At 69.4% G+C, this 22,976-nt stretch carries 15 protein-coding genes; 10 read left to right on the top strand and 5 right to left on the bottom strand.

The features are described 5' to 3' along the window. Positions 1-454: 454 nt before the first annotated feature. The 3 genes from ACFWP5_RS44485 to ACFWP5_RS44475 all read right to left on the bottom strand — a co-directional run bounded on the left by ACFWP5_RS44485 (position 455) and on the right by ACFWP5_RS44475 (position 2,668). A complete protein-coding gene (locus ACFWP5_RS44485; RefSeq protein ID WP_384170596.1) occupies positions 455-904 on the bottom strand; it encodes a hypothetical protein in 450 nt (149 codons plus the stop codon). A gap of 311 nt (positions 905-1,215) precedes the next feature. Then, on the bottom strand, positions 1,216-1,671 hold the full coding sequence (locus tag ACFWP5_RS44480; RefSeq protein WP_384170594.1) for a hypothetical protein: 456 nt from the start codon (positions 1,669-1,671) through the stop codon (positions 1,216-1,218). Between the two features lie 109 nt (positions 1,672-1,780). Further along, complete coding sequence (locus ACFWP5_RS44475) at positions 1,781-2,668, bottom strand: hypothetical protein (protein ID WP_384170592.1); 888 nt, start codon at positions 2,666-2,668, stop codon at positions 1,781-1,783. Between the two features lie 400 nt (positions 2,669-3,068). Between ACFWP5_RS44475 and ACFWP5_RS44470 the strand changes: the two genes are divergently transcribed. The 8 genes from ACFWP5_RS44470 (at position 3,069) to ACFWP5_RS44435 (ending at position 13,322) form a co-directional block, all read left to right on the top strand. Further along, a complete protein-coding gene (locus tag ACFWP5_RS44470; protein ID WP_384170590.1) occupies positions 3,069-6,170 on the top strand; it encodes a BTAD domain-containing putative transcriptional regulator in 3,102 nt (1,033 codons plus the stop codon). A gap of 223 nt (positions 6,171-6,393) precedes the next feature. Continuing rightward, positions 6,394-7,086 carry a M15 family metallopeptidase gene (locus ACFWP5_RS44465; RefSeq protein WP_384170588.1) on the top strand — a complete coding sequence of 231 codons (693 nt, stop codon included), beginning with the start codon at positions 6,394-6,396 and terminating at the stop codon, positions 7,084-7,086. 136 nt (positions 7,087-7,222) lie between these two features. Continuing rightward, positions 7,223-7,759 carry an RNA polymerase sigma factor gene (locus ACFWP5_RS44460; protein WP_384170587.1) on the top strand — a complete coding sequence of 179 codons (537 nt, stop codon included), beginning with the start codon at positions 7,223-7,225 and terminating at the stop codon, positions 7,757-7,759. A 117-nt stretch (positions 7,760-7,876) separates the two neighbouring features. Continuing rightward, a complete protein-coding gene (locus ACFWP5_RS44455) occupies positions 7,877-9,013 on the top strand; it encodes a C40 family peptidase (RefSeq protein WP_384170585.1) in 1,137 nt (378 codons plus the stop codon). A 478-nt stretch (positions 9,014-9,491) separates the two neighbouring features. Continuing rightward, positions 9,492-11,030: a transcriptional regulator gene (locus ACFWP5_RS44450; protein ID WP_384170583.1), complete on the top strand. Its 1,539-nt coding sequence runs from the start codon at positions 9,492-9,494 to the stop codon at positions 11,028-11,030. Further along, positions 11,027-11,599 carry a helix-turn-helix domain-containing protein gene (locus tag ACFWP5_RS44445; RefSeq protein WP_384170581.1) on the top strand — a complete coding sequence of 191 codons (573 nt, stop codon included), beginning with the start codon at positions 11,027-11,029 and terminating at the stop codon, positions 11,597-11,599. The genes ACFWP5_RS44450 and ACFWP5_RS44445 overlap by 4 nt, the downstream gene beginning before the upstream one ends. Before the next feature lie 185 nt (positions 11,600-11,784). Further along, positions 11,785-12,498 (top strand): ParA family protein, encoded by a 714-nt coding sequence (locus ACFWP5_RS44440; protein WP_384170579.1) that lies wholly within the window; start codon positions 11,785-11,787, stop codon positions 12,496-12,498. Between the two features lie 647 nt (positions 12,499-13,145). After that, entirely contained in the window at positions 13,146-13,322 is a 177-nt protein-coding gene (locus ACFWP5_RS44435) for a hypothetical protein (protein WP_384170577.1), read from the top strand. Positions 13,323-13,419: 97 nt separating this feature from the next. Here ACFWP5_RS44435 and ACFWP5_RS44430 read toward each other — a convergent pair whose 3' ends face one another. Both ACFWP5_RS44430 and ACFWP5_RS44425 read right to left on the bottom strand, forming a co-directional pair. Further along, positions 13,420-13,668, bottom strand: a complete 249-nt coding sequence (locus ACFWP5_RS44430) for a hypothetical protein (RefSeq protein WP_384170575.1) — start codon at positions 13,666-13,668, stop codon at positions 13,420-13,422. A 298-nt stretch (positions 13,669-13,966) separates the two neighbouring features. Continuing rightward, a complete protein-coding gene (locus tag ACFWP5_RS44425) occupies positions 13,967-18,511 on the bottom strand; it encodes a sacsin N-terminal ATP-binding-like domain-containing protein (protein WP_384170573.1) in 4,545 nt (1,514 codons plus the stop codon). A 345-nt stretch (positions 18,512-18,856) separates the two neighbouring features. Here ACFWP5_RS44425 and pglW point away from each other — a divergent pair, with 345 nt between their 5' ends. Then, positions 18,857-22,609 carry a BREX system serine/threonine kinase PglW gene (gene pglW, locus ACFWP5_RS44420; RefSeq protein WP_384170571.1) on the top strand — a complete coding sequence of 1,251 codons (3,753 nt, stop codon included), beginning with the start codon at positions 18,857-18,859 and terminating at the stop codon, positions 22,607-22,609. Next, entirely contained in the window at positions 22,606-22,899 is a 294-nt protein-coding gene (locus tag ACFWP5_RS44415; protein WP_384170569.1) for a hypothetical protein, read from the top strand. The genes pglW and ACFWP5_RS44415 overlap by 4 nt, the downstream gene beginning before the upstream one ends. The last annotated feature ends 77 nt before the right edge of the window (positions 22,900-22,976 follow it).

Raw genomic sequence — 22,976 nt, 5'->3', positions numbered from 1 at the left:
GGCCCCCTTCCCCCGGGGTCCCCGGGGGGCCCACCCAATCCCTCACCCACGCGGGGGTTTTGGGGGGCCCCGGGCCGGGGGCGGGGGGGGGTGCGCGCCGCCCCGTGGACCCATCCCGACGGCACCAGCCCTCCCCGCTCCGTCCCCTCCGCCTCCCTCCCCACTGACCGCCGCGCGATTGATTCACGTGGTGGCAGGGGCTGCTGCAACAACCTTCCGACTGCCAACGTCACTGGTCAGGGTCATCCCCTGAGCAGCTTGAGCAGAAGGAAGAGAATGAGATCAGCAAGGAATTCGCAGCGCCTCGTGCTGGCGCTCGTCGCAACGGTCGCCGCTGTCACGGCGCCCCTTTCGGTGTCAGCTCCGGCGTGGGCGACCTCTTCGCCCACCACCACGTCGGCACAGTCCAGCCAGTCCACCCAGGGGCAGCCCACTCAAGGGCAGTGGAAGCAGCTCAACAAGATCGCCGCCGCGCACTCCGCGCTCGGCGTCGCGGACTCCGGCTCGGTGCTGAGGCTGGCCGCAGGCACCTCGGCCGTACAGCAGGCCAAGGTCGAGGCAGCGCTCCCGGCCGGCGCGAAGACGGTCGCGCCCCGAACATCACCGCGAACCGATGCCCGCACACCAGCGCGCCGAGTTCGTCGATGAGCCGGTCCCGGCCGAAGAACAACTCCCGGTCCCCCGGCTCGAACCGCACGAGCCCCCGGTAGGGCGGCGCCTCGTCCGCATCGTCGCGCGGCAGCCCGGCGACCTCGGCCTCGGCTTCCTTCCACCGCGACTCCCACGCGGCCGGGTCGCCCGCGCAGGCCCGCACATACCCGTGGAGCACGGCGAGGGACGGCAGCCGCTCCCCACCGGCCGCCCGTGACAACGTTGCCGCCGTGCATCCCGCGGCGTCGGCCATGGCCCGGTACGACGGACCACCGGCCGCCCTGCGCAGCTCCCTGAGCTCATGAGCGAGCCCCTGCACCGGCCCCGCGTCCGGGTCCACCGGTATTTCAGGGCGCCCCATATGCCCACCCACTTCCGCACAAGCTCCGCACAGCGGATGAAAGCAACGATCAACGGCGATCAACCTATGTTCTGGGCTGATCGGACGTCACGTGGTTGCCCGGGATGTGCTCGTGATGACGGTCACTTGGCAGGGAGGCACGAATGCGCGGGTCGCCCCGGTACACCTGTGCGCAGGCGTACCGGGGCGAGCCCATCGGGTCCTCAGCCCTGGCTGCAGTAGTCCACCCAGCGGTGCGAGGAGATGTTGTTGTTGACGCTCTTGCCGAACTGCGACAGGCCCGCGCCGTAGGTGAAGGTGTAGTTGCCGGTCGTCGTGTCGGGCCAGCTGTCGCCCTGGCTGATGCAGGCGTGCGCGCCGCCGGCGCTGGGGGCGGTGTACAGGTCTACGGCGTCGAGGCCGCCCGCGTAGCCGTTGTTCCAGATGTCGGAGGTCAGGTTGCGGCAGCTGCCCCAGTTGTCGGAGTTGCCGGACCACTTGCACTCCCGGCCGCCGCCGTAGGGCTGGGTGTAGACGTGGAGGTAGCCGTCCCCGGAGAGTTGCGCGGTCGCGGTCTTCTGGGTGCCCGCGTCCAGCGCGCTGGCGCTGGAGACCGGGGAGAAGAGCGCGGCGACGGCGGCGGCCGAGGCGGCGACGGTGAGGAGACGCTTGACGGACATGGTTTCCCTCGTTTCGTTGTGGTGGGGTGATACGCCCACGGTGGGGTGATGCGCCCACGGCTCGACGGCCGTGGTGGTCTGTGTGTGTGGGAGGGGAGGCGAGCCGGGTTCAGTCGCCGCGTGCGACGATCGCGCGGGCGCGGGGCAGCGCCTCGCGCTTGAGGCGCGCGAGATCGGCCGTCTCCCGGGGGTGGCTTCGCCGAAGCCGGTCCCGGTACTCGGAGTCCAGGGATTCCGCCACGGACGACAGGCCACTGGAGACGGCACAGGCCGCCTCGGCCGAGGCCAGCCGTACCTCCTTGGCGTGCGGCCACGGAGTCTGGGGCAGGGTGGCCGCGGACCGGGCCCGGGCGGGGTCCGCGTAGGTGTACGTCCGCTCGCGCATGCAGCGCGCCCACGGCTTGACGGCCGCCTTGTAGCGCTTGTCGTCCGTCACGAGGCCGACGCGCGTGCCGGCCAGGCTGTCGGTGACCCGGGTGGCCCGGAACCAGGCCTGGAGATCCCCGTACAGCCGCCGTTCGGCGGTGGCCTGGCAGCCCTGGTCGCTGTGGGAGACCCGTATGCCGTTCGGGAGCCGGGCCGAGAGTCCCTGCGGCCGCGCCCCGTTGAGGTCGCTCACCAGAACGGCCCTGGCCTTGGCCGGCACGGAGTGGAAGTACCGCTGGTTGGGATCACTCCGGACCTCGGCCTCACGCTCCCGCCGCAGATCGGTGCCATAGCCGTGGGCCCTGGCCCATGCCGGGTCGTCCACGACGTAGGGGAACCGGATCGAGACGTCGTCAGGGCCGGGCGGCTCGACCCAGTACTTGTGCCCCTCCTTCTCCATGCACTTCTTGATGAGGAGCTGCTCCGCGAGCCGTAGCGTCTCCGCCGTGCTGCCCGCGGCCCGGGACGTGCTGCTCCCGGACGCCCCGGGGGCGGTCGTGGTGCCCGCGCATCCGGTGGCCGTCGTCGCCAGCAGACCGGCGGTCAGCAGGGCCAAGGTCCAGCGGTGCATGGGGCGGCTCCCGGGGCTCGGGTCGAACGGACGTGATGCTTTCGAGCCGTTGACGCCCCACGGGTCCCGTCCGTATGCCCCTGGACCACAAGGTTTTCTTCTTTCTCCGGCGCTCATACGAGGGCGGCCGGCGAACCGTCATCCCTGCACGCGACAGGCCTCGCCGACCGGCGAAAACCAGCCAACCGGCGAGAGAAAGGAGGAGCGCCGACCGCTGACCGAGGCGCGAACAACAGGCGTCACCTGCCCTGACGTTGCAGGTGAGGGACACCGGTCCGCCGAATCGATCGAATCCGGTCACGGCGGTCCGGCCGTCGCTGTGCCTTCGCTATGTCGTGGGCATGTTCGCCGCTATCTTTGCCGTGCTCCATCGGGCGGGTGGTGCGGCGATCGGGGAACGATGTTCGAAGTGCGGCTGCTCGGTCCGGTGGAGGTGTGGGCCGGCGGTCGGCGGGCCCCGCTCGGCGGCGTCAGACCCCTCGCGGTCCTGTCGGCACTGGTCGTCCACCTCGGCGAGGTGCTCTCCACCGAGCGGCTCGTGGACTGCGTCTGGGACGAGCAGGCACCGGCCACCGCGGGCGCCCTGGTGGCCACCCATGTCTCCGCCGTACGCCGGGCACTGGCCCAGGTCACGCAGGACGTCGTGGTCCGGACGCGACCGCCGGGCTATGTCGCCGACCTCGAACCGTCCCAGATCGACGCCCGCCGGTTCGAGGACCTGCTCGCCTCGGGCCGGGCCGCTGCCACGGCGGGCCGCCTGGAGGAGGCCGCCGACCTGCTGCCCGAGGCACTGGCGCTGTGGCGCGGCCAAGAGGCGCTGGAAGGACTGGGCCAGTCGTTCGCCCGGATCGAGGCGACCCGGCTGGCCGAACTGCGCCTCATCGCCCAGGAGGAGTCCTTCGGACTGCAGCTCGATCTGGGCCGCGCGGACCGGACGATCGCTCCGCTGCTCGCGCACGTCGCCGCCCACCCCCTGCGGGAACGGCCGCGCGGTCAGCTGATGACCGCGCTGGTCCGCACCGGCCGCGTCTCCGACGCCCTGCGCACGTACCGGGAGGGCCGCGCGGTCCTGCGCGAGGAGCTGGGCATCGATCCCGGCGCGGAGTTGCAGGCACTGCACCAGGCGGTACTGACCAACGACACACAGGTGGCGGGCACCGCACGCCCGCACAGCACCGGGCGGGGACCTGCGGGGCCCCCGAAGCCGCCGCCGGGCGGCAACCGCGGCACGCCCGACCCCCGGGCGTGGCCCGCACCGTCCCATCTCCCGCCGGACATAGCCGACTTCGTGGGCCGCTCCGAGCAGATCGCCTGGGCCGCCTCGCTGGTGGGCGGGGTCGATGAGGCGGGCCGCACGGCTCCACCGATCGGGGTGATCTCCGGCCGGTCCGGCACGGGCAAGACCGCGCTCGCCGTGCATGTCGGCCACCGTATGTCCGAACTCTTCCCGGACGGCCGCCTGTTCGTGGACCTGCGGGCGGCCGACACCGCGCCGCTGCAACCCGTCGACGCCCTCGCCCGGCTCCTGCGCGCCATGGGCGCCGACCCCGAGACCCTGCCGACCTCGGTCGAGGAGCTGACGGGGCTGTACCGCACCCGCATCGGACACCGGCGCGTCCTGCTGATCCTGGACAACGCGGCGGGCGAGGCGCACGTACGACCCCTGCTGCCCCCCGGCCCGGGCTGCGCCGTCCTCGTCACGAGCCGGCGCCGACTGGTTGCGCTGGAGGGCTCCGCCCACCTGGACCTGGCCGTGCCCGACCAGGCGGAGGCGCTCGAACTGCTGCGCCGCGTCGCCGGACCGGACCGCACGAGCGCCGAGCCGGAGCGGGCCGCGGAGATCGTCTCGCTGTGCGGACGGCTGCCGCTGGCCGTGCGCATCGCGGGCGCCCGGCTGGCGGCCCGCCCGCACTGGGCGCCCGGCCGGCTCGCCGACCGACTGCGCGACGAACGCCGCCGGCTGAGCGAACTGCGCGCCGGGGACCTGGAGTTGCGCACCAGCCTGGAACTCGGCTACGCCGACCTCGACCCGCCACAGCGCCGGGCGCTGCGCCGACTGGCCCTGCTCGACCTGCCGGACTTCGCGGCCTGGATCGCCGCCCCGCTGCTGGACATCGGCACGGAGGAGGCCGAGGAGGCGGTGGAGCGGCTGGTGGACTGCCACTTCATCGACGTGATCGGCGTCGACGACACGGGACGCAGCCGGTACCGCATCCATGACCTGGCCCGCGAACACGCCCGCGAGCGCTGCCTGTCCGAGGAGGGCCCCGAGGAGCGTACGGCGGCCGTGCTGCGGCTGGTGGCATCCTGGCTGGGGCTGGCCGAGAAGGCGGCCGCCCTCGGCCCGGGCGGAGCCGCCCGGCGCTTCCCCGAACCCGCCGCCGTACGGCCCCTCGACGCGGAAACCGAGGAGGAGCTGCTGGAGCGGCCCACGTCCTGGTTCGCCGCCGAACAGGCCTGTCTGCTAGCGGCAGTTGAGTACTGCGCCGACCACGGCATGGTCCGCGCCGCCCGTGACCTGGCCGGCGCGCTGATCGCGAGTTCGGCCGCCCTGTACAACCAGTTCGACGCCTGGTCCCGCTCGCACGCCGCTGCCATGGCCGCCGTACACCGCGGCGGGGACGACGTGGGAGAGGCGTGGCTGCTCGCGGGTCTTGGCCAACTGCGTTATGAACAGGACGAGTTCGAGGATTCGTACACCTACTTCGGTAAGGCCCTGCGCCTGTTCGAGGCGCGCGGCGACGTGCCCGAGGGCGTGGCGCTCGCACTCGCCGGGATGGGGACGGCCCGCCGCGAACAGGCCGGGTACGCCGAGGCGTTGGAGCTGTTGAACAGGGCGCTGGAGCGGTACGGGGAGTCCGCCGGGCGGGGCGCCCGCGCCCGCGTGCTGTACGGCATCGGATATGTGCACCGGGAGCAGGGGCGCGGCGCGCAGGCCCGGGAGGCTCTCGGGCGGGCACTGGACCTGTACCGCGCGGAGGGCGACCGGCACGGCGAGGCGCTGACCCTGCGGTCGCTGGCCCTGTGCGACCGGGCCGAGGGCGCGCTCGCGGACGCCGAGCGACAACTGCACGAGGCACTGCGGATCTTCTCAGCTCTGCAGGACACCTTCGGGGTGATGTACACCGAACAGTCGCTGGCCAAGACGGAGTTGAGGCTTGGCCGCCTCGAAGAGGCACGGGCGCGGCTCGGCCGGTGCCTGACCGTGGCCCGCGAGCGCCAGGACCGCTTCGGCGAGGCGCTCGTCCTGCGCACGCTGGGCGAGTGGCATCTGGCCGCCGGCGATGCGGACAGCGCGCGGGAGCCGTTGGAGCGGGCACTGTCGACATGGGAGACCCTGCGGCTGCCACTCTGGCGGGCCCGCACGCTTCGGGACCTGGCCGAGGTACGGGAGGCACTCGGCGACTCGTCGGCGGCGCGGGCGGCCAGGGCCGAAGCACTCGGCGTCTTCCGGGAGTTGGGCTGTCGCGAGGCACAGGAGCCGGCCACGGGCGCCGGGTAGTCCGTACGGGGCTACGGCGCGCCTTCGTCCGACCGCTCCGAGGCGACTTCGCCGGGCCCCGGTTGGTGCAGGCCGCTCCGGGGCGACCTGCACTGGCCCCGCCCCTGACCGGTGGTTCCCGAACGGCGCCGCCGTAGCCGTCCGTACGACTGCAGAAGTCCTGGTGGGCCGCCTACAGGCAACTTGCAGAGCAGTTGCAGCGGGGTCCGCGATGCTGATGCACGTGACAGAGATCATCACCCTCTCGGACGCCCGGGTCGCCGCGGTCGTTGAGGACGACTGCGGCGAACCGCTGGCCGACCTGCGCGGCACGGGCGACCTGCGGATCGACCACCGGCAGGCCGACGACGACGGCGACTACGCCCACCTCAGGGCCGGTGCGCTACGGCGGCTGGTGCGCGCCCAGCGGCTGCTGCCGGCCGGGGTCCGGTTCCTGGTGGTGGAGGGGTACCGGCCGCCCGATCTGCAGCGCCGGTACTTCGAGGAGTACGCGCAGACCATGCGCCGGGCCCACCCGGACGCGTCGCCGGAGCGGATCCGCGAGCTGGCGAGCGCGTACATCTCCCCGCCGGAGGTCGCACCGCACGTCAGCGGCGGGGCCGTTGACCTGACGCTGTGCGACCAGGACGGCCGGGAACTGCCGCTGGGCACGGAGGTCAACGCGACCCCCGAGGAGAGCGACGGCGCCTGCCGCACCCAGGCGCCCGGCATCAGCGCCGAGGCACGCCTCAACCGGGCCCTCATGAGCTGGGCCCTCGACGCGACCGGCTTCGTCAACTACCCCACCGAATGGTGGCACTGGTCGTACGGCGACCGGTACTGGGCGCTGCTGCGCCGGGCACCGGCCGCCCGCTACGGCCCCGCCACCCCACCCGGCCCGACGGCCGGGGGTGCTGGAAGCCGGGGGCAATTCTAACCACCGCAGTGGGCTTTTACTGGTTAGAAAAGACCCCAGCCTCCAGCACCCCCGGCCGGACGGCCTGACCAGCCACCGACCGGAACGCCCAACGACCGCACGGTACGGCCGAGTTCACGACCCAGGGGGAAACAGCATGGAGACCGGAACCTGCGCCGTCCCGCCACCGCGGCGCGAGGACGGCGACCGGATGAGTCCGAAGGACTTCGACGCGTCCTTCGCCGCCGACATGCCACGCCTGCGCCGACGGCTGCTGGCACTGACCGGCAACCCGCACGACGCCGACGACCTGCTGCAGGAGACCTACCTACGGCTCTCCCGGCGCGCCCGCGCCCAGAACCTGACGCGGCAGCAGCACCCGTACGCCTACGCCTGCACCGTCGCCCTGAACCTGCTGCGCGACGCGTGGCAGCACCCCTCCCGGCGCGAGCAGTCCACCGACCGGCTGCCCGAATCGGGCTGGGACGGCGGGCTGGCCTCCTACGAGGCGTCCCAGACCACGCTGGCGCTGCTGCGCGTGCTCTCCGAGAAGGAGGCCGCGGCGGTGATCCTCGTGGACCTGGAGGGCCTCAGCCACGACACCGCGGGTGAACGGCTCGGCGCCCACCGCGGAACGGTCCAGCGCAACCGGATGCGCGGCCTGGCCAAGATGCGCGACGCGCTCGGCAACTAGCTCGTGCCGCTCCCCCACGGGGGTGGGGAGCGGCACGAGCGTCCCCAGCGCGGTCCCCGGCCCGTCCGGCGACGCCACCCACACGGCACCCACACGACTATGCGAAGGAAGACTTCCTTGAACACCAGCAGCACGCGCCGCCGGACCAGCGGCGCGCTCCTGGGGGCCTCGGTCCTCGCCCTGTCCGCGTTCATCTCCACCCCGGCCCACGCCGCCGCGCAGGACGCCACCTGCGGTGTCCTGGCACCGGGCGCCTCGGCCACCGCGCAGGCCGCGGTGAACGCCGCCTGTTCGCAGATCGGCGTCTGGTACAGCTGGGGCGGCGGACACGCGGCCACGCCGGGCGCCAGCTACGGCTACTACGACGGCTCGGACCCCGACAGCCTCCACGACAACGAGCGCAAGGGCTTCGACTGCTCCGGCCTGACGCGCTACGCCTACTACCAGGCCACCGGCAAGGACCTGCTCAACGGCACGGCGAACGACCAGTTCCACAGCTCGCAGGCCTCGGCCCGCTTCTCCGCCGCGCAGGGCACCGCCCCGCTGCTGCCGGGCGACCTGATGTTCTGGGGCAGCGGGCACGTCCACCACGTCGCCATGTACCTGGGCAACGGGCAGATGGTCGAGGCGTACGAGTCGGGCACCCACATCCGGGTCGCACCCGTACGCACCGGGGGCGACTACGCGGGCGCGATCCGGGTCAACGGGTCGGGCACGCCCACTCCGCCGCCCGCGAACGGCGGCACGGTCTTCGAGACCTGGGGCACGGGGGTGCGCACCCGTTCCACGCCGAGCGTGCGCGGTGCCGTGGTGGACACCTTCGCCGGTCCGACCCAGGTGTCCGTCCAGTGCCAGGAGCACGCCGAGACCGTCACCGCCGAGGGCTACACCAACGACATCTGGTCCAAGCTGGCCGACGGTTCGTGGCTGACCAACATCTACATCAAGGGCCCGGCCTCGCTGCCCGGCATCCCGGACTGCGGCGGCAGCAGCACCCCGCCGCCCTCAGGAGGCAGCAAGCCCTACCAGACCTGGGGCACCGGCGTACGCACCCACAGCCAGCCGAACGTCAACGCCGGCGTGGTCGACTACTTCGCCCAGCCCACCACGGTCAACGTCGTCTGCCAGGCACACGCCCAGGAGGTCACGGCCGAGGGCTACACCAACGACGCCTGGTCCAAGCTGACGGACGGATCCTGGATGACCAACATCTACATCAAGGGCGCGGCCTGGCTGGACGTACCGACCTGCTGACACGAAGCCGAGATCGCCGGCCGCCGTACGCCTCACGTGGCATACGGCGGTCGGCGGCTGGAAACAGAGAGCGGCAGACGAGTCGGGCTGTACGCCGGGTATTCCTGACGCACCCTTCTGACCTGCGCTTTCGAGGATCGGATCGGTTGCAACCTGCTAGGACGGGTTGCAGAGGCGATCGGAGGCAGTCAGAGGAAACCGCTCTGATTCGACCCGGGTTCGACCCAGGCCACTCAGAGGCAGTCAGAGGCAGCGATCTCTGCAACTGGCCTTTTAGAGGCCCGAGTTGACGGGTGCGGATCATGGGTGGCGACCCTGACGAGAGCTCTGATTTGTCTTCGGTCGAGCCGTGATGGGGATGCCTGCCTTCCATCGGAGCCAGGTGTAATAAAGCCTCCAGGACCGGAAATCCTGGAGGCTTCGCTGGCACCGATTGGAGGTCGGTTCCGGACTCCACCCGTGGTTTTAGCGGGCCTGGGTGGCGTCTCTGTCCTTGCGGGACGGCTCCACAGTGGCACACAGCACCCACCAGACCGACTCACACCGATGGCTTCCTCACCCGCACGAGCGACTGGGCCTTCGCCACCTGCCTCGATCTGCGGCTGACCTGATCCTGCTCGGCGACCTCACCGGCCACTATGCGGCAGGCAGTTACAGCAGGCTCAGCTCCGATCGCCGGACCCTTGTCCTGCGCGAGGACCGCCAGGGCGCGGCCGAGCACGGTCACCGCATCACCGCGGCCATTGCCTGCCACGTGGCTCGCGCCGGCGGAAGCGTGGACGAGCTGGCGCAGTTGCTGCTGCACCCCGAGCACGAGGGCGGCAGACACGCACGGCACATCGCGGTCCGCTCCGGTCAGTCACGCGCGCTGGACTACATGCGCCGGGTGTGGGCCAGCGCCTCGGATGCTGTCAGCAGCACAAAAGTGCTGGAGTCTCGCCACCATGCGCACGAGGTGCTCGCCGCGCTGCGCGACAGGATCGAGACGACCCCCTGGCGCGGGGAACGAGGCCGGACCGCGCTGCGGGTACTGCGGGCCCATCTGGACTTCGCCGAGATCGCGGGCGGCCCTCTGCACCAGGCCAGCGAGCGGCAGACCGCGGAGGAGGCAGGGATCTCGCGGACGACCCTCCGGGTCGTCTATGAGACCGTCCTCAAACCGCGAGGCTGGCTGCGACGCCTGCGAGTAGGACATGGCCGCGAGGGTTCGACCTGGTACCTCGACGACGGCAGGACCGCCCGCGACGGCATTCCCGCTCCGCGATCTCGTTTCCGGACCACTCAGTACCCCCCCGACCCGGCACTTGAGGACTGGCCCACCCCTGAGACAGGTGTGTCGGCCGACATCGATTCCAGCGTCATCGGCCGTCTGATGGGCCACGATGCCTTCGCACACCACGGTCTGGGCAGCGCCGCGCTCTTGATCATCGGCGCGCTTCATGCCCGCCCGGCGCAGACGGTCGGTGAACTTGTCGGTTCGTCCTCGGTCTCCCGCGCCACGGCATACCGCGCCCTGCGACGTCTGGGCGACCACGGCCTCGTCCACCACACCGGTGAGACGTGGGCCCTCACATCTCGCGCCTTGGAGGGCTTCGGGAGCAGTACTCCGAAGACCGTGGACGCCGAGGCTGCCGAGCCGGCGCAGGGGTGGGATTCCGTTGCGCAGCGGCATGGAACCACAGGCATCGCGGCCAGGCGCAAGGCGCTTCACGCTGCCGAGCGCGCGGCATATCGCAAGGTGCTGGAGCGGCTGTCGGAGCACCGCAGCAAGGCTGTGGTGATCGTCCGCGAAGGGTGCCAGGTCCTTGTCCCGGCACCCCGACCCGATGAGGTCACATCCGCCTTGCAAGCCAGGGACGGATGCGTCCTGGACCCGGTCACCGGACGGCCCACCCCGGACTGGCGGATCGCGACCGACGGCCGCCTGATCCTCATCACCCCCGCCGACCAGCGCAGTTACGACGAACTGGCCGCCGCACATGCCGAAGCCCTCAGCGAATGGGAGTCCGCAGCATGAACCCACGCCCCCCGAGCACACCCCTGGACGGTGAACCACCGACTCCGCAGTCCCTGCGTGAACGGTACGAGTCCGGTGCCACGGTCGAGGAACTCATGGCTGCGAGTGGCCTGTCGTACGGCACGCTCCTCAACCGGCTACGCGAGGCCGGGACCGTGATGCGCACCTCGTGGCAGACCCGCCGGATGCGAGCGGACCCCGAAGCACGCCGGCGTCTCGCCGTCCATCTGCGCACCCTCTACGAGCAGCACGGAGCGACCCTCACTGAACTCGCCGCGGTGGCAGGTAAGTCGAGGGTCGTTGCCCGTCGCCTGCTCGTCGAGGCCGGCGGTTCCGTGCGCACCACGAAGCAGACCGTGCAGATCCGTTCTGCGGCGCGTGCCGCCAGGCGGCAGAAGCTCGCTCTGTCTCTGCGGGCGCGCTACGAAGTCGGCGCCACCGTGCCCGCACTCGCCAAGGAGTGCAGCTACTCCGTCGCCACCGTCTACCGGCTTCTGCTCCAAGCAGACACCCGTATGCGTCCCCAGCACGACCACGGTCCGGCTCGCGCTCCACGGAAGCCGTCATGAGCACCCCCAGCATCACCGGTGTCGGCCGACGTACCGGACAGGTCAAGGAACCGACCCGCGATCTCAGGCACACCACTTGTGCTCGGGCACCCCCGCCATCGGACGACAGCCATAACCCGACATCGGTTCCGGCGGCCGATATGCGCGGAACAACACCCCTTCCCGATGCAGGAGATCAAGGACACGTGAACGAGAACACCCGTCATAAGACCGTGGCCGCGGCCACCGGAAGCGTCTGGGACGCGTTCGTCATCGTGGTCGGCATGCTCAAGGGCGGGACCGCCAAGACCACCTCCGCCTGGTTCATCGCCCTCTACTACGCCGTCGTGCTCGGCCTGCCCACGCTGTTGCTGGACGCCGACGCGTCCAGTCAGTCCGCCTACGACTGGTTCAAGGTCGCCCAGGCCGCAGGCTTCGAGATTCCCGGCACCCTGGTGGTCGAGCGGTACCCGTTCGAGGACATCGCCGAGTACATCCGTGAGAAGCACGCCGAGTTCGGCGCGATCGTGGTCGACGCCGGTGGTGGCAGCGCGAAGCTGTTCCACGAGGCCGTCACCGAAGCGAACCTCCTGCTCGTCCCTGTGGCCCCCACCAAGATCGAGCGCCGCAAGCTCGTGGCGACCTTCGACGAGGCGGAACGCGCCGCCGCCCGCAACCAGCGGGACGTCACTGCCCACGTGGTCATGGTGAAGGCCGACGACCGCACCAGCCTCCCCCGCAACGCCCGGGACAAGCTCCTGGAGCCTGCCCAGGGTGAGGGCATCGGCCCCGACCGCGACGAACCCTTCCCGCTCGCCGACACTGCCATCCACTCCTGGGTCCACTACATGGAGGCCTTCGGCGAGATCCCCACCGAACTGAGCGAATACACAAAGCTGATGGAGGAGTTGACAGCATGACGGACCGCATGAGGCCCCCGGCCCGCCGCACGAGTGGTCGCACTCTGGGCGGAGCCAACAGGGTGACCCCGACGCCCCCTCCCCCGGCCGCCGAACTCACACCCGAGCAGTTCGCCGCCGAACAGGCCGCCGCCCAGCCCGAAGGCGGCCCCGCCGCCAACTTGCCGCAGCATCCCTCTCCATCCCACGCTCCCGTCGACTCAGCAGCGGAGGGCTCGGCCGAAACGACAACCGGAGCGGCACAGAGCGCCGCCGAGGCCGAGGCCCGCCGCCTCGAGCAGGAACCTGCCGCCAGCCGACCCGCTCGCCCAGCCGTTATCGCCCCCAAACCAGCTGGTGAGCCAGCGGAGTTGAGGACGTCGCAGGAGGTCTCGGCCGACGAACCAGCAGCCTCCACGCAGCCGGCCGAGCCTGTTGCGCAGCACGGTCCACGTCACGTCGCGTGGGCGCCTCCTGCCGCGCCCTCGTCCCGCGAAGTGGCGGTACGTACGACCGTTCCTCGGGTGGCCGGCGGTACAGCGTTCCCTGTGAAAAGCGATGGTCCGGGGCCTCACCAGGAACAGGGCGCAGGACCATATGAGGAGCCCAGCGAGGGAACGCCGCATACACGCGGTCCCGGCCGCCCTAAGGACATTCCCGAGGCTGCTGTGGTTCTCAACCAGCGCATCATCGCTCGCGAGAGCCTCGACTCGTCGGTCCCCGCCGCGCTGAAGCTGAAGAAGCGGATCAAACGCTTCGCGTTGGACAACGAACTCGACCACCTGCCCATCGGCGACATCGTCTCGGTCGCCCTGGACGAGTGGCTCACCGCCCGCGGGTTCTGAACCCAACCGCAGTGAACGGGGTGGCCTCCCCACGCCCAGGGGGTGGCCGCCCCTCGCGCCGACATTCCAATAGCCCAATAGGCGGATAGCTATCCGCCTAGCCGGACCGAACGGAGTCGCTCTCGTGCCTGATCACTTCCCCTACGCCCGCAGACTGCGAGAAATCGCAGATGCGCTCGACGCCGAGCGCCAGCCAACCGATGACGTTCTTACGCCGCACCCGGACACTATGGCCGTCATCAGTAACCGGCCCACCAAACGCGGTCAACTCAACTATGCCGTCCCCAAAGTTCTCCAGCTCCAGCGCCGGATCCGCCGCTACAACGCCGATACCGATATACCGCACGGAGACATTGTGACTCTGGCCCTCGACACTTGGCTCCGCGCAAAGGGCTACCCGCCCGACCTCAACCTGCCAGGGACAGGAGTTCTTTGACCAGCGTCCTCACTCCGGAAAGCATCGAGAGACCCGTACTTCGCGGCGGCCTGGTGCGATCGAACGCGCGTCGCCCGTTGCGCGATGTCGGACAGCAACCGGCCGAGGACGATCTGGAACAGGCCTTCTCTCCCTGCCCTTACCGATCAGGCTTGAGCCCCGGGCGCCGAGCATGGCCGGGGCGGCACCTCCGAGGGCTTCGTCAATCTCACTCCCGTGGCGTGAAGTCGTGGACAAGGCTCTGTGTCTTCCTGATACCACTCAGGGTTACGTTGCTGCTTGATCGAACGACGAGTTGGTGCAGCGGGTATGGAATGAGGCGTACGCACGGTGCGCCTGCCGCGCCTTGCTCCAATCCGGAGACGACAACAAGGAAGAAGTTCTCCTCGGAGGCGGCACGCTCGAATTCTGAAGGCGTAAAGGTCACCGTGTCCTGCTCTGGCCCATACATGGTCTTGAGTTCGTAGAAACGGGACAGGCGGTCCACGGCATCCGCACCCAGACCGTGCTGTGCACGGAGATCTCGAAGCCACTGAGGTTCTGCTTCGGCCCCCAATACCTGGGCCAGGAACTGGATGGCCACAGCCTCTTGCTCGACCGTTGTGTAAGAACGCGGTACCGACTGTGAACTTGGTACCGCCGGTTCCGTCCGGGGGCGCGGCAGGGTGACCCCGGACTGGGCCCGGTCTTCCCCCGATGGGTGGATGACGGCAGGGGTTCCTGTCGTGATGCGGCCGTCGTCCACGAGGCGAAATCTCTCTGGATCGACGAGCTGTCGCCGCACCGTGGCAGGGCTACTGACGGCTGGAACGGTGCCCGAAGTTCCCTGGCTTCTTCCGGTGGCAGGACGCACACTGGATCTGCCCTTGTCACCGGCTTGCGCGCGGCGTTCAGTGTGCTCCTCCTGGAGCGATACCAGCCTTTGCGCGATCTCAGCATCGGCCGCGGCTCTGTCCCTCTCCGCTTGTTCCTCGGCCAGGCTCAGCCGGACCGCCTCGCGCCCTTTCTCCGCCTCGTCGTACGCGGCCGCCCAGGCGTGGGCCACCTCCCTTCGTCCCTGTGCGAAGAGGGCGGCTACGGTTCGGCCCATCTCGGAGGCCCGACCCAAGGCGCGATTGTCCACCGCGTACAGGCTCCTGGTCGGCAGGTCGAGCGCCGTGCCCATGTGCACCAGAACCGGTTCTGCGTCGAGCAGGTGAACGTGGCATTCCACTCGCGGCGCGACTCTCACTTCTACGGCGATGAGTTCGTCCCAAGACCCGTTGAGGGATCGCGCGATCGCGGACGCGTTGCGCTGTAGATCCTCGCGCAGCAGAGCAAGGGCTGCTCGTATCAACGAAGTGGCCTCCGGATCCACGGGCGCCTTGTCCGGAGAACAGGGCGTGATGTCCTGCGGCTTCACCTCATGCACGCGGAGTGGCCCGAGCAACGCCCGGAACTGTTCGAGTTCGGCTCCGGGCAGCCAGACCGGGACCTGCTCTCCTAGAGCATCGGCCAGCGCTGCGTCGACCGCGTAGACGGGCCGCTTGCTAAACCAACCGTGGCTGGTCCGCAAAGGCAGCCGTCCGAGGCGGGTGGCGTTCGCTTCCTCAGGTCGTGCCGTGGCCAGCCGGGCAAGTAGCTGTAGCGTCTGAAGCACGACGGCCTCGACCGTGCTGGCATCTGCCTCGGAGAGTTCTTGCCGTTTGGTCTCCTTGGCGATTTCTCTGATGACAGCGACGGCATCGTCCACACCGGGCTCTGGAACGCCAAGCGCCTTCCAGAACGCCTCGTCGTCGTCCAGGGCTGGGGCGAAGGTGCCCCAGCAGCCGAAGACCGCGAGTCCGCGGAAACAGTCCCGTGGCTTGCGCCACCCAGAGGTGGTGAGGACCAGCCCTGTTCCGCTGTTAAAGGCGCGGGTGATTTTTGCGAGCATGCCAGCCATTCGCCCGCGGTTCTCGGCGAGGCGTTCCGCCAGGGCCTGGTAGAGAATCCGGGCAGCCGGGTGATCATGCAAGCCGCTCCGGCTGCTCTCTTGTCGCAGTTCGCGCAGGCACTTGAGCAGGTCATCAACGCCAGCCTCACCGGTGACGCCGAGAGCGGTCAGCACCTCTCCCCGCTTACCCACCACTTCTTGCAGATCCTGGTGGAGGAACCCGGCCCCGTTGTCCCCGTAGACGGCGACAGTGCCGGTCGTCCGCTCCCGCAAGTCGGCTGGGGCGGTGGGCACCCCGTCCCGGTTGTCCAGCCAAGGCGTGTACTTGAGCTGCCACAGCCAGAAGGCGTCCGTCTCACCGAGGTCCACCCAGCCGTACGAGTCCTTCACTGCGCGGACCGTGGCGTGCTCGGAGAGAGTGCTCCAGGTACGTCTGAGTACCCGCAGGAGAGCGGCAGCCCTGCGTCGCCTCGCCAGCGCGTCCTGTTCCCGGGCGATGTCCCGCGCAACGGCCGCCAAGACGGGGCTGTCATATTCATGGAGGGTGAACGTAGCGCCCTTGGCCCGTAGATGGTCGCTGCGCTCCTTGGGGTGAGGAGTTTGGCTCACCCGCACGCCCTCGTTAGGGTACGAGCCGCTGTACCGGTGTTCGGCCTTCGGGTGCGCGCGAAGCCGGGGTGTCGTGGAGGCACCGAGCAACCGCAGGAACGCCTGTGCTCCCAGACCGGTGCCAGCGCCTCGCAGAACCTGGACATAGCGGGAACGCAGCCAGGAAAGTCCGCGTACCCGACCAGCGGCTAGCTCGAAAGTACCCTCGCGGTCCGCACCGTCCAGACCAGCCGGCAGATACGAGTCGGCAGGGGCGACCTCGACATCCTCGCGCTGCCCGTCAGATCCGTACCGCCGAGCCTTGAGGAGGATCGCCTTACCCACATCGCGGCCCAGCGCCATGCGTTCCTTCGCCGGCACACGCAGGAATCCGTCACGCAAGGCAAGCAATTGCCCGTCATCCAGGCTCAATGGGCCGTTGTCACGGCGGGCACCACGGGCCGCGAGCCGCCGAACGGCCGGCACCGGATCCTCGCCGGTGACAAAAACACCCCGCTCGCCTAGCCAATCACGGACCCTGCTCGACTCGGCCGTAGGCACCAGATAGGCCTGGTGCAGGACCCGGCTGAATCCCAGAGCTGCGGAGAGACCACGAGCCTGGTCCGTGAAGACGATCGGGGCGTCGGCGCCCGGGACGGAGTATCGCTCCCCGTCGACGTCAACCAGCCACCGCAGCCACAAGAGCGGGATCGCCTCATCGACCCCGATAGCCGTCGCGGCGAGGGCCACCGTGGCCTCCGGTGTACGGGACGTGTCATTGAGCAGTTTCAACGCGTCCTGGACACCGACGTTCGCTGGCGCCGCGCCGCCGTTCTCCGCCCAGTCCTCCAGAACATCGCGCCACCGGCCACCGGCATCCCGTGCCAGCTCCGGCAGGATTGCTTCGCGTTCCACCACACCGGCGATCTCAGCCTCGGTGAGCACACCGATAAGTGCCGCGTCCGCCACAGCGAGGTGCGAGAGACCAAGGCTGCGGCCTTCCCCAGGCATCAGCAGGCGTAGTTCGTGTGACACCTTCGCTCGGGCCCGGTCCAGCAGGAGTTTCTCCAGGGCGGATACAGGGCTTTTGGTCTGCTGAACGTCACCAGGTAGCGGCACGCTCTGCCATGCCTCCGCCGGATCCTGCCGGAACTGCCGAATCACCGCCGCCGCCCAGAGATCTGCAACCAAGGGGCACAGGGCAACGTTCCAGTCGGTGTCATTCAGCTGCTGACGGCTGGGGTTGGGGTCGAACTGCGCGCTCACACAGACGGGTACGCCCAATTCCATGACAGGAAGCCCTACATGCAGGCGCCCAGGCGCTGCATGAAGGGCGGCCTCCACGCCGTGCTGTGGCAGGGCGACAGCGAGCGTTGTTTCGTCGCCAACGGCCTTGCGCGTTCGGCTTACTCCTTCGGGGCTCTGGATGACTGCATGGCTCACACTCCAGGACTCGCCATCCGTAGCACGTGCCGTCCTCGTCGTGACCGTGGTCGCGACACCGCCCACCGCTGCCTCGTGGTGCTGTGCCTCACCCCATTGCAACGCCAGCTCGCGCCGGGCGCTGCAGTCCTCATCCGTGTGGATTACCGTACGGACGCGGTCGAGGAACAGCAGCGCCCCGTCTCCCCAGTCGTCGAGCCACTCGTCCACATCCTCGCTGGCGATGAGTCCAGGCTCTGCGAAAGGCATCCGCAGAACGGTCCAACCGTCGTCGGCCACAGCCTTGGGGATCGGGTAGGGCTCCGGGACAGCCACGTGCGGATCACCGATCCGCACCCGGTAGTCGCAGCAGTACACCTCCAGTACGGGCGAGAGCCGTCGCAGAGTCATCAGCCCGATCCCGAAGCGGCCCGTCGAGTCGGGATCCTCGGCTTTGCTGGTCAACCAGGGCATGGCCAGCGCCATGACGTCCGGCAGCTGCACCGGACTCCCGTCATGAGCGACGAGCAGCTCTGTGTCACGTACGAGAATCCGAACCTGAGAGGCCCCGAGGTCATCGGCGTTCTGCACGATTTCCGACAACCCCTGCAGACGGTCGGTGGACAGATCCCCACCGTTCTCACGCTGACGCTCCAGGCCGTACCGCATCTGCCCGGGCAACCTGGCAAAGAGTTCACCCAACTTAGCGACCGCGGCATGCGTCGCATCCGCTCCTTCAGGCTCAGGTATATCCGCCGCGCCAGCCAACCCCTCCATGTCAAAGAGCTTCTCCGCAGCGCGAACCGCCCGCTCAATCGCCCCCGTCATCCCGCCCCCAGATCGGCAGCTCTCAGCCTACGAGCGTAGATGGTCCGCCCCGATCTAAACGGACAATGTCGCGTTCCGTCTCCGCGCGCTCGGCCTACTCACGCAGTGCAGCGATCCAGGCAGCCTCCGGCCGTTCGGCCTTCTGTGCGGCCTACACCCAGCGCCTCAGAGTCTGGCAGCGATGCGCGCATACATGGTGTGGCCAGGGGGCCATATCGTTCCGAGCAATGCTCATGACTTGTGGAGTGGCCTCGGATTGGAACGCGACGGACATACCTTTCCGAGTGATCGACTTCTGGTCATCGAGTAGGACCGCATAGCAGCACGGGTCGGGAAGGCACGGCCGTGCTCAACGTATTGAATGCCGACGGCTCCACCGAAACCGGCTCTCTGATGGACGAAGGCCGGGTCCGGGTCTATCTCGTCGAGCAGCAGGCGAGCGAGGAAAAGCGGCGTTCTACGAGCCGTGCCGCCGAGCGCGAGTATCAGGTGCTTCAGGGCATCGCCCACCGAGGTATCGCCCAGGCCGTGGCCCTGCGCCAGCATCAGGGCGGTCCCGCTATCCTCTTCCGCCACCGGGAAAGCGATCTGCGGCTGGACAACTACCTTGCCGTGTACGGCGCGAAACTGACTGAAGCGGTACGCCGTGACATGGTGCGCCAACTCGCCGAGGCCGTCCGCTACGCCCACCGCCGCTCGCTCTATCACCGTGCGCTGGCGGCCCGTTCGGTATACGTCAGCGCACGCGAGAGCGGCAGCGACCCCGTTCTGCGAATCATCGACTGGCAGGCGTCCGCCCGCGACTTCGACACCACCTCACTGCGCTCGCTGGGCGAGAGTTCCTTCACTGGGGAGCACATCGAGGACGCCGCCCAGTGCTACCTCGCACCCGAGACCGACGCCGACTACCCGGACCCGGTGGACCTCGATGTCTTCGGCATCGGCGCGGTGGCGCACCACATCCTGACCGGGATGCCTCCCGCAGAGACCCGTACCGCGCTCAAGGAGCGACTCACGGCCGACGGCGGACTGCACATGTATGCGGTCAGCGACGCCATGGACGCCGGACTCGACGAGCTGGTGTACGCCGCCACCCGAGCCTCCGTCGACGACCGGCTGGACTCGGCCGACGCCTTCCTCAAGCAACTCGATAATGCCGAACAGGCCAGCGCCGCCCAGGCCGTCGCCGTGGAGGCCGACCCCCTCACTGCCACCCCCGGTCAGGCCGTCGACGGCGATTGGACCGTCGAGCGAGTCCTCGGCTCGGGTGCCACGGCACGTGCGCTGTATGTGACACGCGTTACCGAGGACGAGCGCGGCACAAGGGCGGCGGAAGAGCGGGTCCTCAAGGTCGCCCTGGACGCAGACAAGAACGAGCGTCTCGCCTCCGAGGCCACAGCCCTTCAACAGATCAGCAGCGGACGCATCGTCAAACTGTACGAAGGTCCGCGGACCATTGGCGGCCGGACCGTCCTTGCTCTGGAGTACGCGGGCCCCGAAACACTCGGCCAGCGGCTGGCCAGCCATGGGCAGCTGGGCTACGAGGAACTGGCGTCCTTCGGCGAGGACCTTTTCACCGCGCTGGACGACCTTGCGGCCAGAGGTATGCGCCACCGCGACCTCAAGCCTTCCAATCTCGGGATCAAGGTCCGGGACGACGACGAGCAGCAGCTCGTGCTGTTCGACTTCTCCCTGGCCAATGTCTCCGACCGGGACATCAAGGCGGGCACCCGCGGCTATCTCGATCCGTTTCTGGGCGATGCACGGCGTCCTATTTACGACGACTACGCGGAGCGGTACGCCGCCGCCGTCGTCCTGCACGAGATGGCCGCCGCCGAGCGCCCCATGTGGGGCAACGGCGCGGACGATCCGCTCACAGCGCTGAAGGACGAGCTACCACTGCTCGCCGCCGACGCATTCGTGGGGGTTCTGAGGCCCGGTCTCGAAGCATTCTTCGAGCGGGCCCTGCACCGGGACGTCAACCGCAGGTTCGAGTCGCTGCGGCAAATGCGGGACGCCTGGCGGGCGATCTTCACCGAGGCCGACCGCACCCAGCCTCCGCCGACCACCGACACCGTCTCGATACTGGGGGCCGGCGGGCTGCCGGAGGGGCTCTCCGAGGACGACATCCGGGATCTCTACGCGGAGAGGGCGAAGCTCGGAACGACCCTCAGGGATGCAGGGCTGACCGAGCGGGCGGCGGCTGTGGCCGAGGAACTCGGCGCGGTGACAGTCCGCGAGCTACTGGATGTGCCGTTGCCCCGCTTCCGGGGCAAGCGCGGGATCGGCGCGGTCGTCAAGAAGGAGCTCAACCGACGACACCGTCAGTGGACGTCTGCCCTGCGGCCGAGGAAGCCCAAGGCCGTGGCCGTGCCGGTACAGCCCACGGTGCCAGCGGCAGACGACATGCTCGGCGCCGAGCATGAGGCCCGGCAGAACGTGGAAAGGCTCGCCGCGCTCCTCAACCCGGTATTGGCCGGTCGCAAGGACAACAAGCGGCCGCAGGTCGTCGCGGCCTGGCTCGGGCTCGATGGAAAAGCGGAGCCGGGCGCCTGGCCTACCAACCGGCAGGTTTCGGAATCCGTCAAGGCCTCCGAGTACACGGTCTCCAGGCACCTAGGATCGGCGATCGGCGAGTGGGCCTCTGCGGACTGGATGACCCTCCTGTGCGGTGAGCTGGTGGAAGCCGTCCAGGATGCAGGACGCGTGATGACCGCCCGCGAACTGGCCCGGGTGCTCAGCGCGGGTCATGGCTCCGAGAGCGAATCCACCGAGGGCACAGAGGCCGCCGCACTCGCCGTCGTACGAGCCGCTGTCGCCGCCGAGACCCTCCTCACCGGCCGCGACGAGGACCATGAGCCCCGGCTCGCGCAGATGCGGCGGCGGGGGCGTCTGATCGTAGCCCTGGAGTCGCTGGACGGCTCCGACGATCCGACTTCCGATGAACTCGCTGCATACGCCATAGAGTTGGGCGAGGCCGCCGAGAAGATCGCCGCCGCTACACCGCTGCCGGACCGCGCCGCGACGCTCCGCGACCTGCGTGCGGTGCGCACACCGGAAGGCATGGACCCGCTCCCGGACGCCCGGCTCGTCACCCTGGCCGCAGCGACTTCGGTAGGTGTCGCGGCCTCGCCCCGGCTTGAGCTGTACCCCCGGACATTGGAGCTGTGGCGGGCTCTTCAGATCTCACAGGCCGCGGCGGGTGTACGACGCGAGGTCGGCATCAGCCTGGAGGGGCTGCTGGCTCGGTTGCGTTCCCGCTTCCCCGAGATGGTGCTGGGCAAGCCCACGTACATCGAGGTCGAGGACGCGCTCAAGAAGGCTGGCTTCCCGCTGACGTACGAGACGGCCGAGGCGCGCTTCAAGCCTCCGGTGCCGGTCTCGGCGGTGACCGGCAGCAGCTGGCTGTACTCCTCCACTGGCACGGTGACCGGAGCCTCTCGCGCACTGGCGGCGGGAGCCGCCGCCGGGCGCGAGCCGTCGGTGCTGCTCGCCGCGAAGCTCGACTCCGCAGTACGGGAGGGCGGTTTCCTCGCGCTGAACGTGCACGTCAAGCGGTTACGGGGTGAGACGGGTTCGGTTGCGGACGCGGTGGCGGAGGCATTCCCGGTCACACCGGTGAGCCTGGCGCGTGTCTTTCTGGAGGAATTCCGAGCGCTAGCCGGTGAGCACGGCACGGACTGGTCCAAGGTACTGGGCGCGGACACCCGGTACACAAGGAGCGGCGAACTCCCAGGCGGGCTGCGGTCGTTCGTGGTCCGGGTCTGGCCTCGCGTCGCTGCGCGGTTGGAGGAGACGGCTTCACGGGAGCCGGGGACGGTGTTGTTCGTACACACGTCCGGGCTGCTCGCGCACTACTACGAGGCGGGTGGGCACGACCTACTGGTCGGCTTGCAATCCGGGGCGCGCAAGCCTGGCGGCCGACCGCACGGACTGTGGTTGCTCACCCCATCGCACAATCCGCAGGCTGGACCTGAGCTGGACGGGCGCACGGTAGAGATAACCGGCGGCGACGCGGAACGCGTGGTACTGACCGAGGGCTTCCTGAAGGACTTGGCCACCATCTGGGCCGCACATCGAGAGGGTTTGGGACAGTGAGCGCACGCGGTAGCGGCCAGGATGGATTACTGAAGGACCTCCGCAAGCAGGTCGCGCTCCTGGAGGACGACTTGCGGGCGCGCAGCGACTCGGAAGAGGAGTACCGGGACCGGCTCGCAGACGAGTACGCGCGCGCCTGCGCCGCCGGGCGGACAGCGGCCATGTACGAGACATGGCGCGACGAACGGGTCATGCAGGTCGCGGCAGCGTGGGTGCTGGGCTGCGTCTTCGTCCGATTCTGCGAGGACAACGGGCTAATCGCGCGTCCGTGGCTAAGCGTTGTCCCGTAAATGATCTTTGACGTGCTGGATGACCTGCCTGTTTCTCCGTCACCCGGCAAGGGTGAGGTTGTGCAGTCGGGCGATGC

Origin of the sequence: Streptomyces sp. NPDC058469, assembly GCF_042721125.1 — a bacterium.
Classification (GTDB): Bacteria; Actinomycetota; Actinomycetes; order Streptomycetales; family Streptomycetaceae; genus Streptomyces.
Note: the sequence above shows the minus strand (reverse complement) of the source record. Positions and strands in the feature narration are given on the sequence as shown.

Excerpts from the sequence above, each read along its gene's own strand:
- ACFWP5_RS44460 (WP_384170587.1), top strand. The coding sequence starts at position 7,223 with ATGGAGACCGGAACCTGCGCCGTCCCGCCACCGCGGCGCGAGGACGGC.
- ACFWP5_RS44480 (WP_384170594.1), bottom strand. The coding sequence starts at position 1,671 with ATGTCCGTCAAGCGTCTCCTCACCGTCGCCGCCTCGGCCGCCGCCGTC.
- ACFWP5_RS44425 (WP_384170573.1), bottom strand. The coding sequence starts at position 18,511 with ATGACGGGGGCGATTGAGCGGGCGGTTCGCGCTGCGGAGAAGCTCTTT.
- ACFWP5_RS44485 (WP_384170596.1), bottom strand. The coding sequence starts at position 904 with ATGGCCGACGCCGCGGGATGCACGGCGGCAACGTTGTCACGGGCGGCC.
- ACFWP5_RS44470 (WP_384170590.1), top strand. The coding sequence starts at position 3,069 with ATGTTCGAAGTGCGGCTGCTCGGTCCGGTGGAGGTGTGGGCCGGCGGT.
- ACFWP5_RS44445 (WP_384170581.1), top strand. The coding sequence starts at position 11,027 with ATGAACCCACGCCCCCCGAGCACACCCCTGGACGGTGAACCACCGACT.
- ACFWP5_RS44475 (WP_384170592.1), bottom strand. The coding sequence starts at position 2,668 with ATGCACCGCTGGACCTTGGCCCTGCTGACCGCCGGTCTGCTGGCGACG.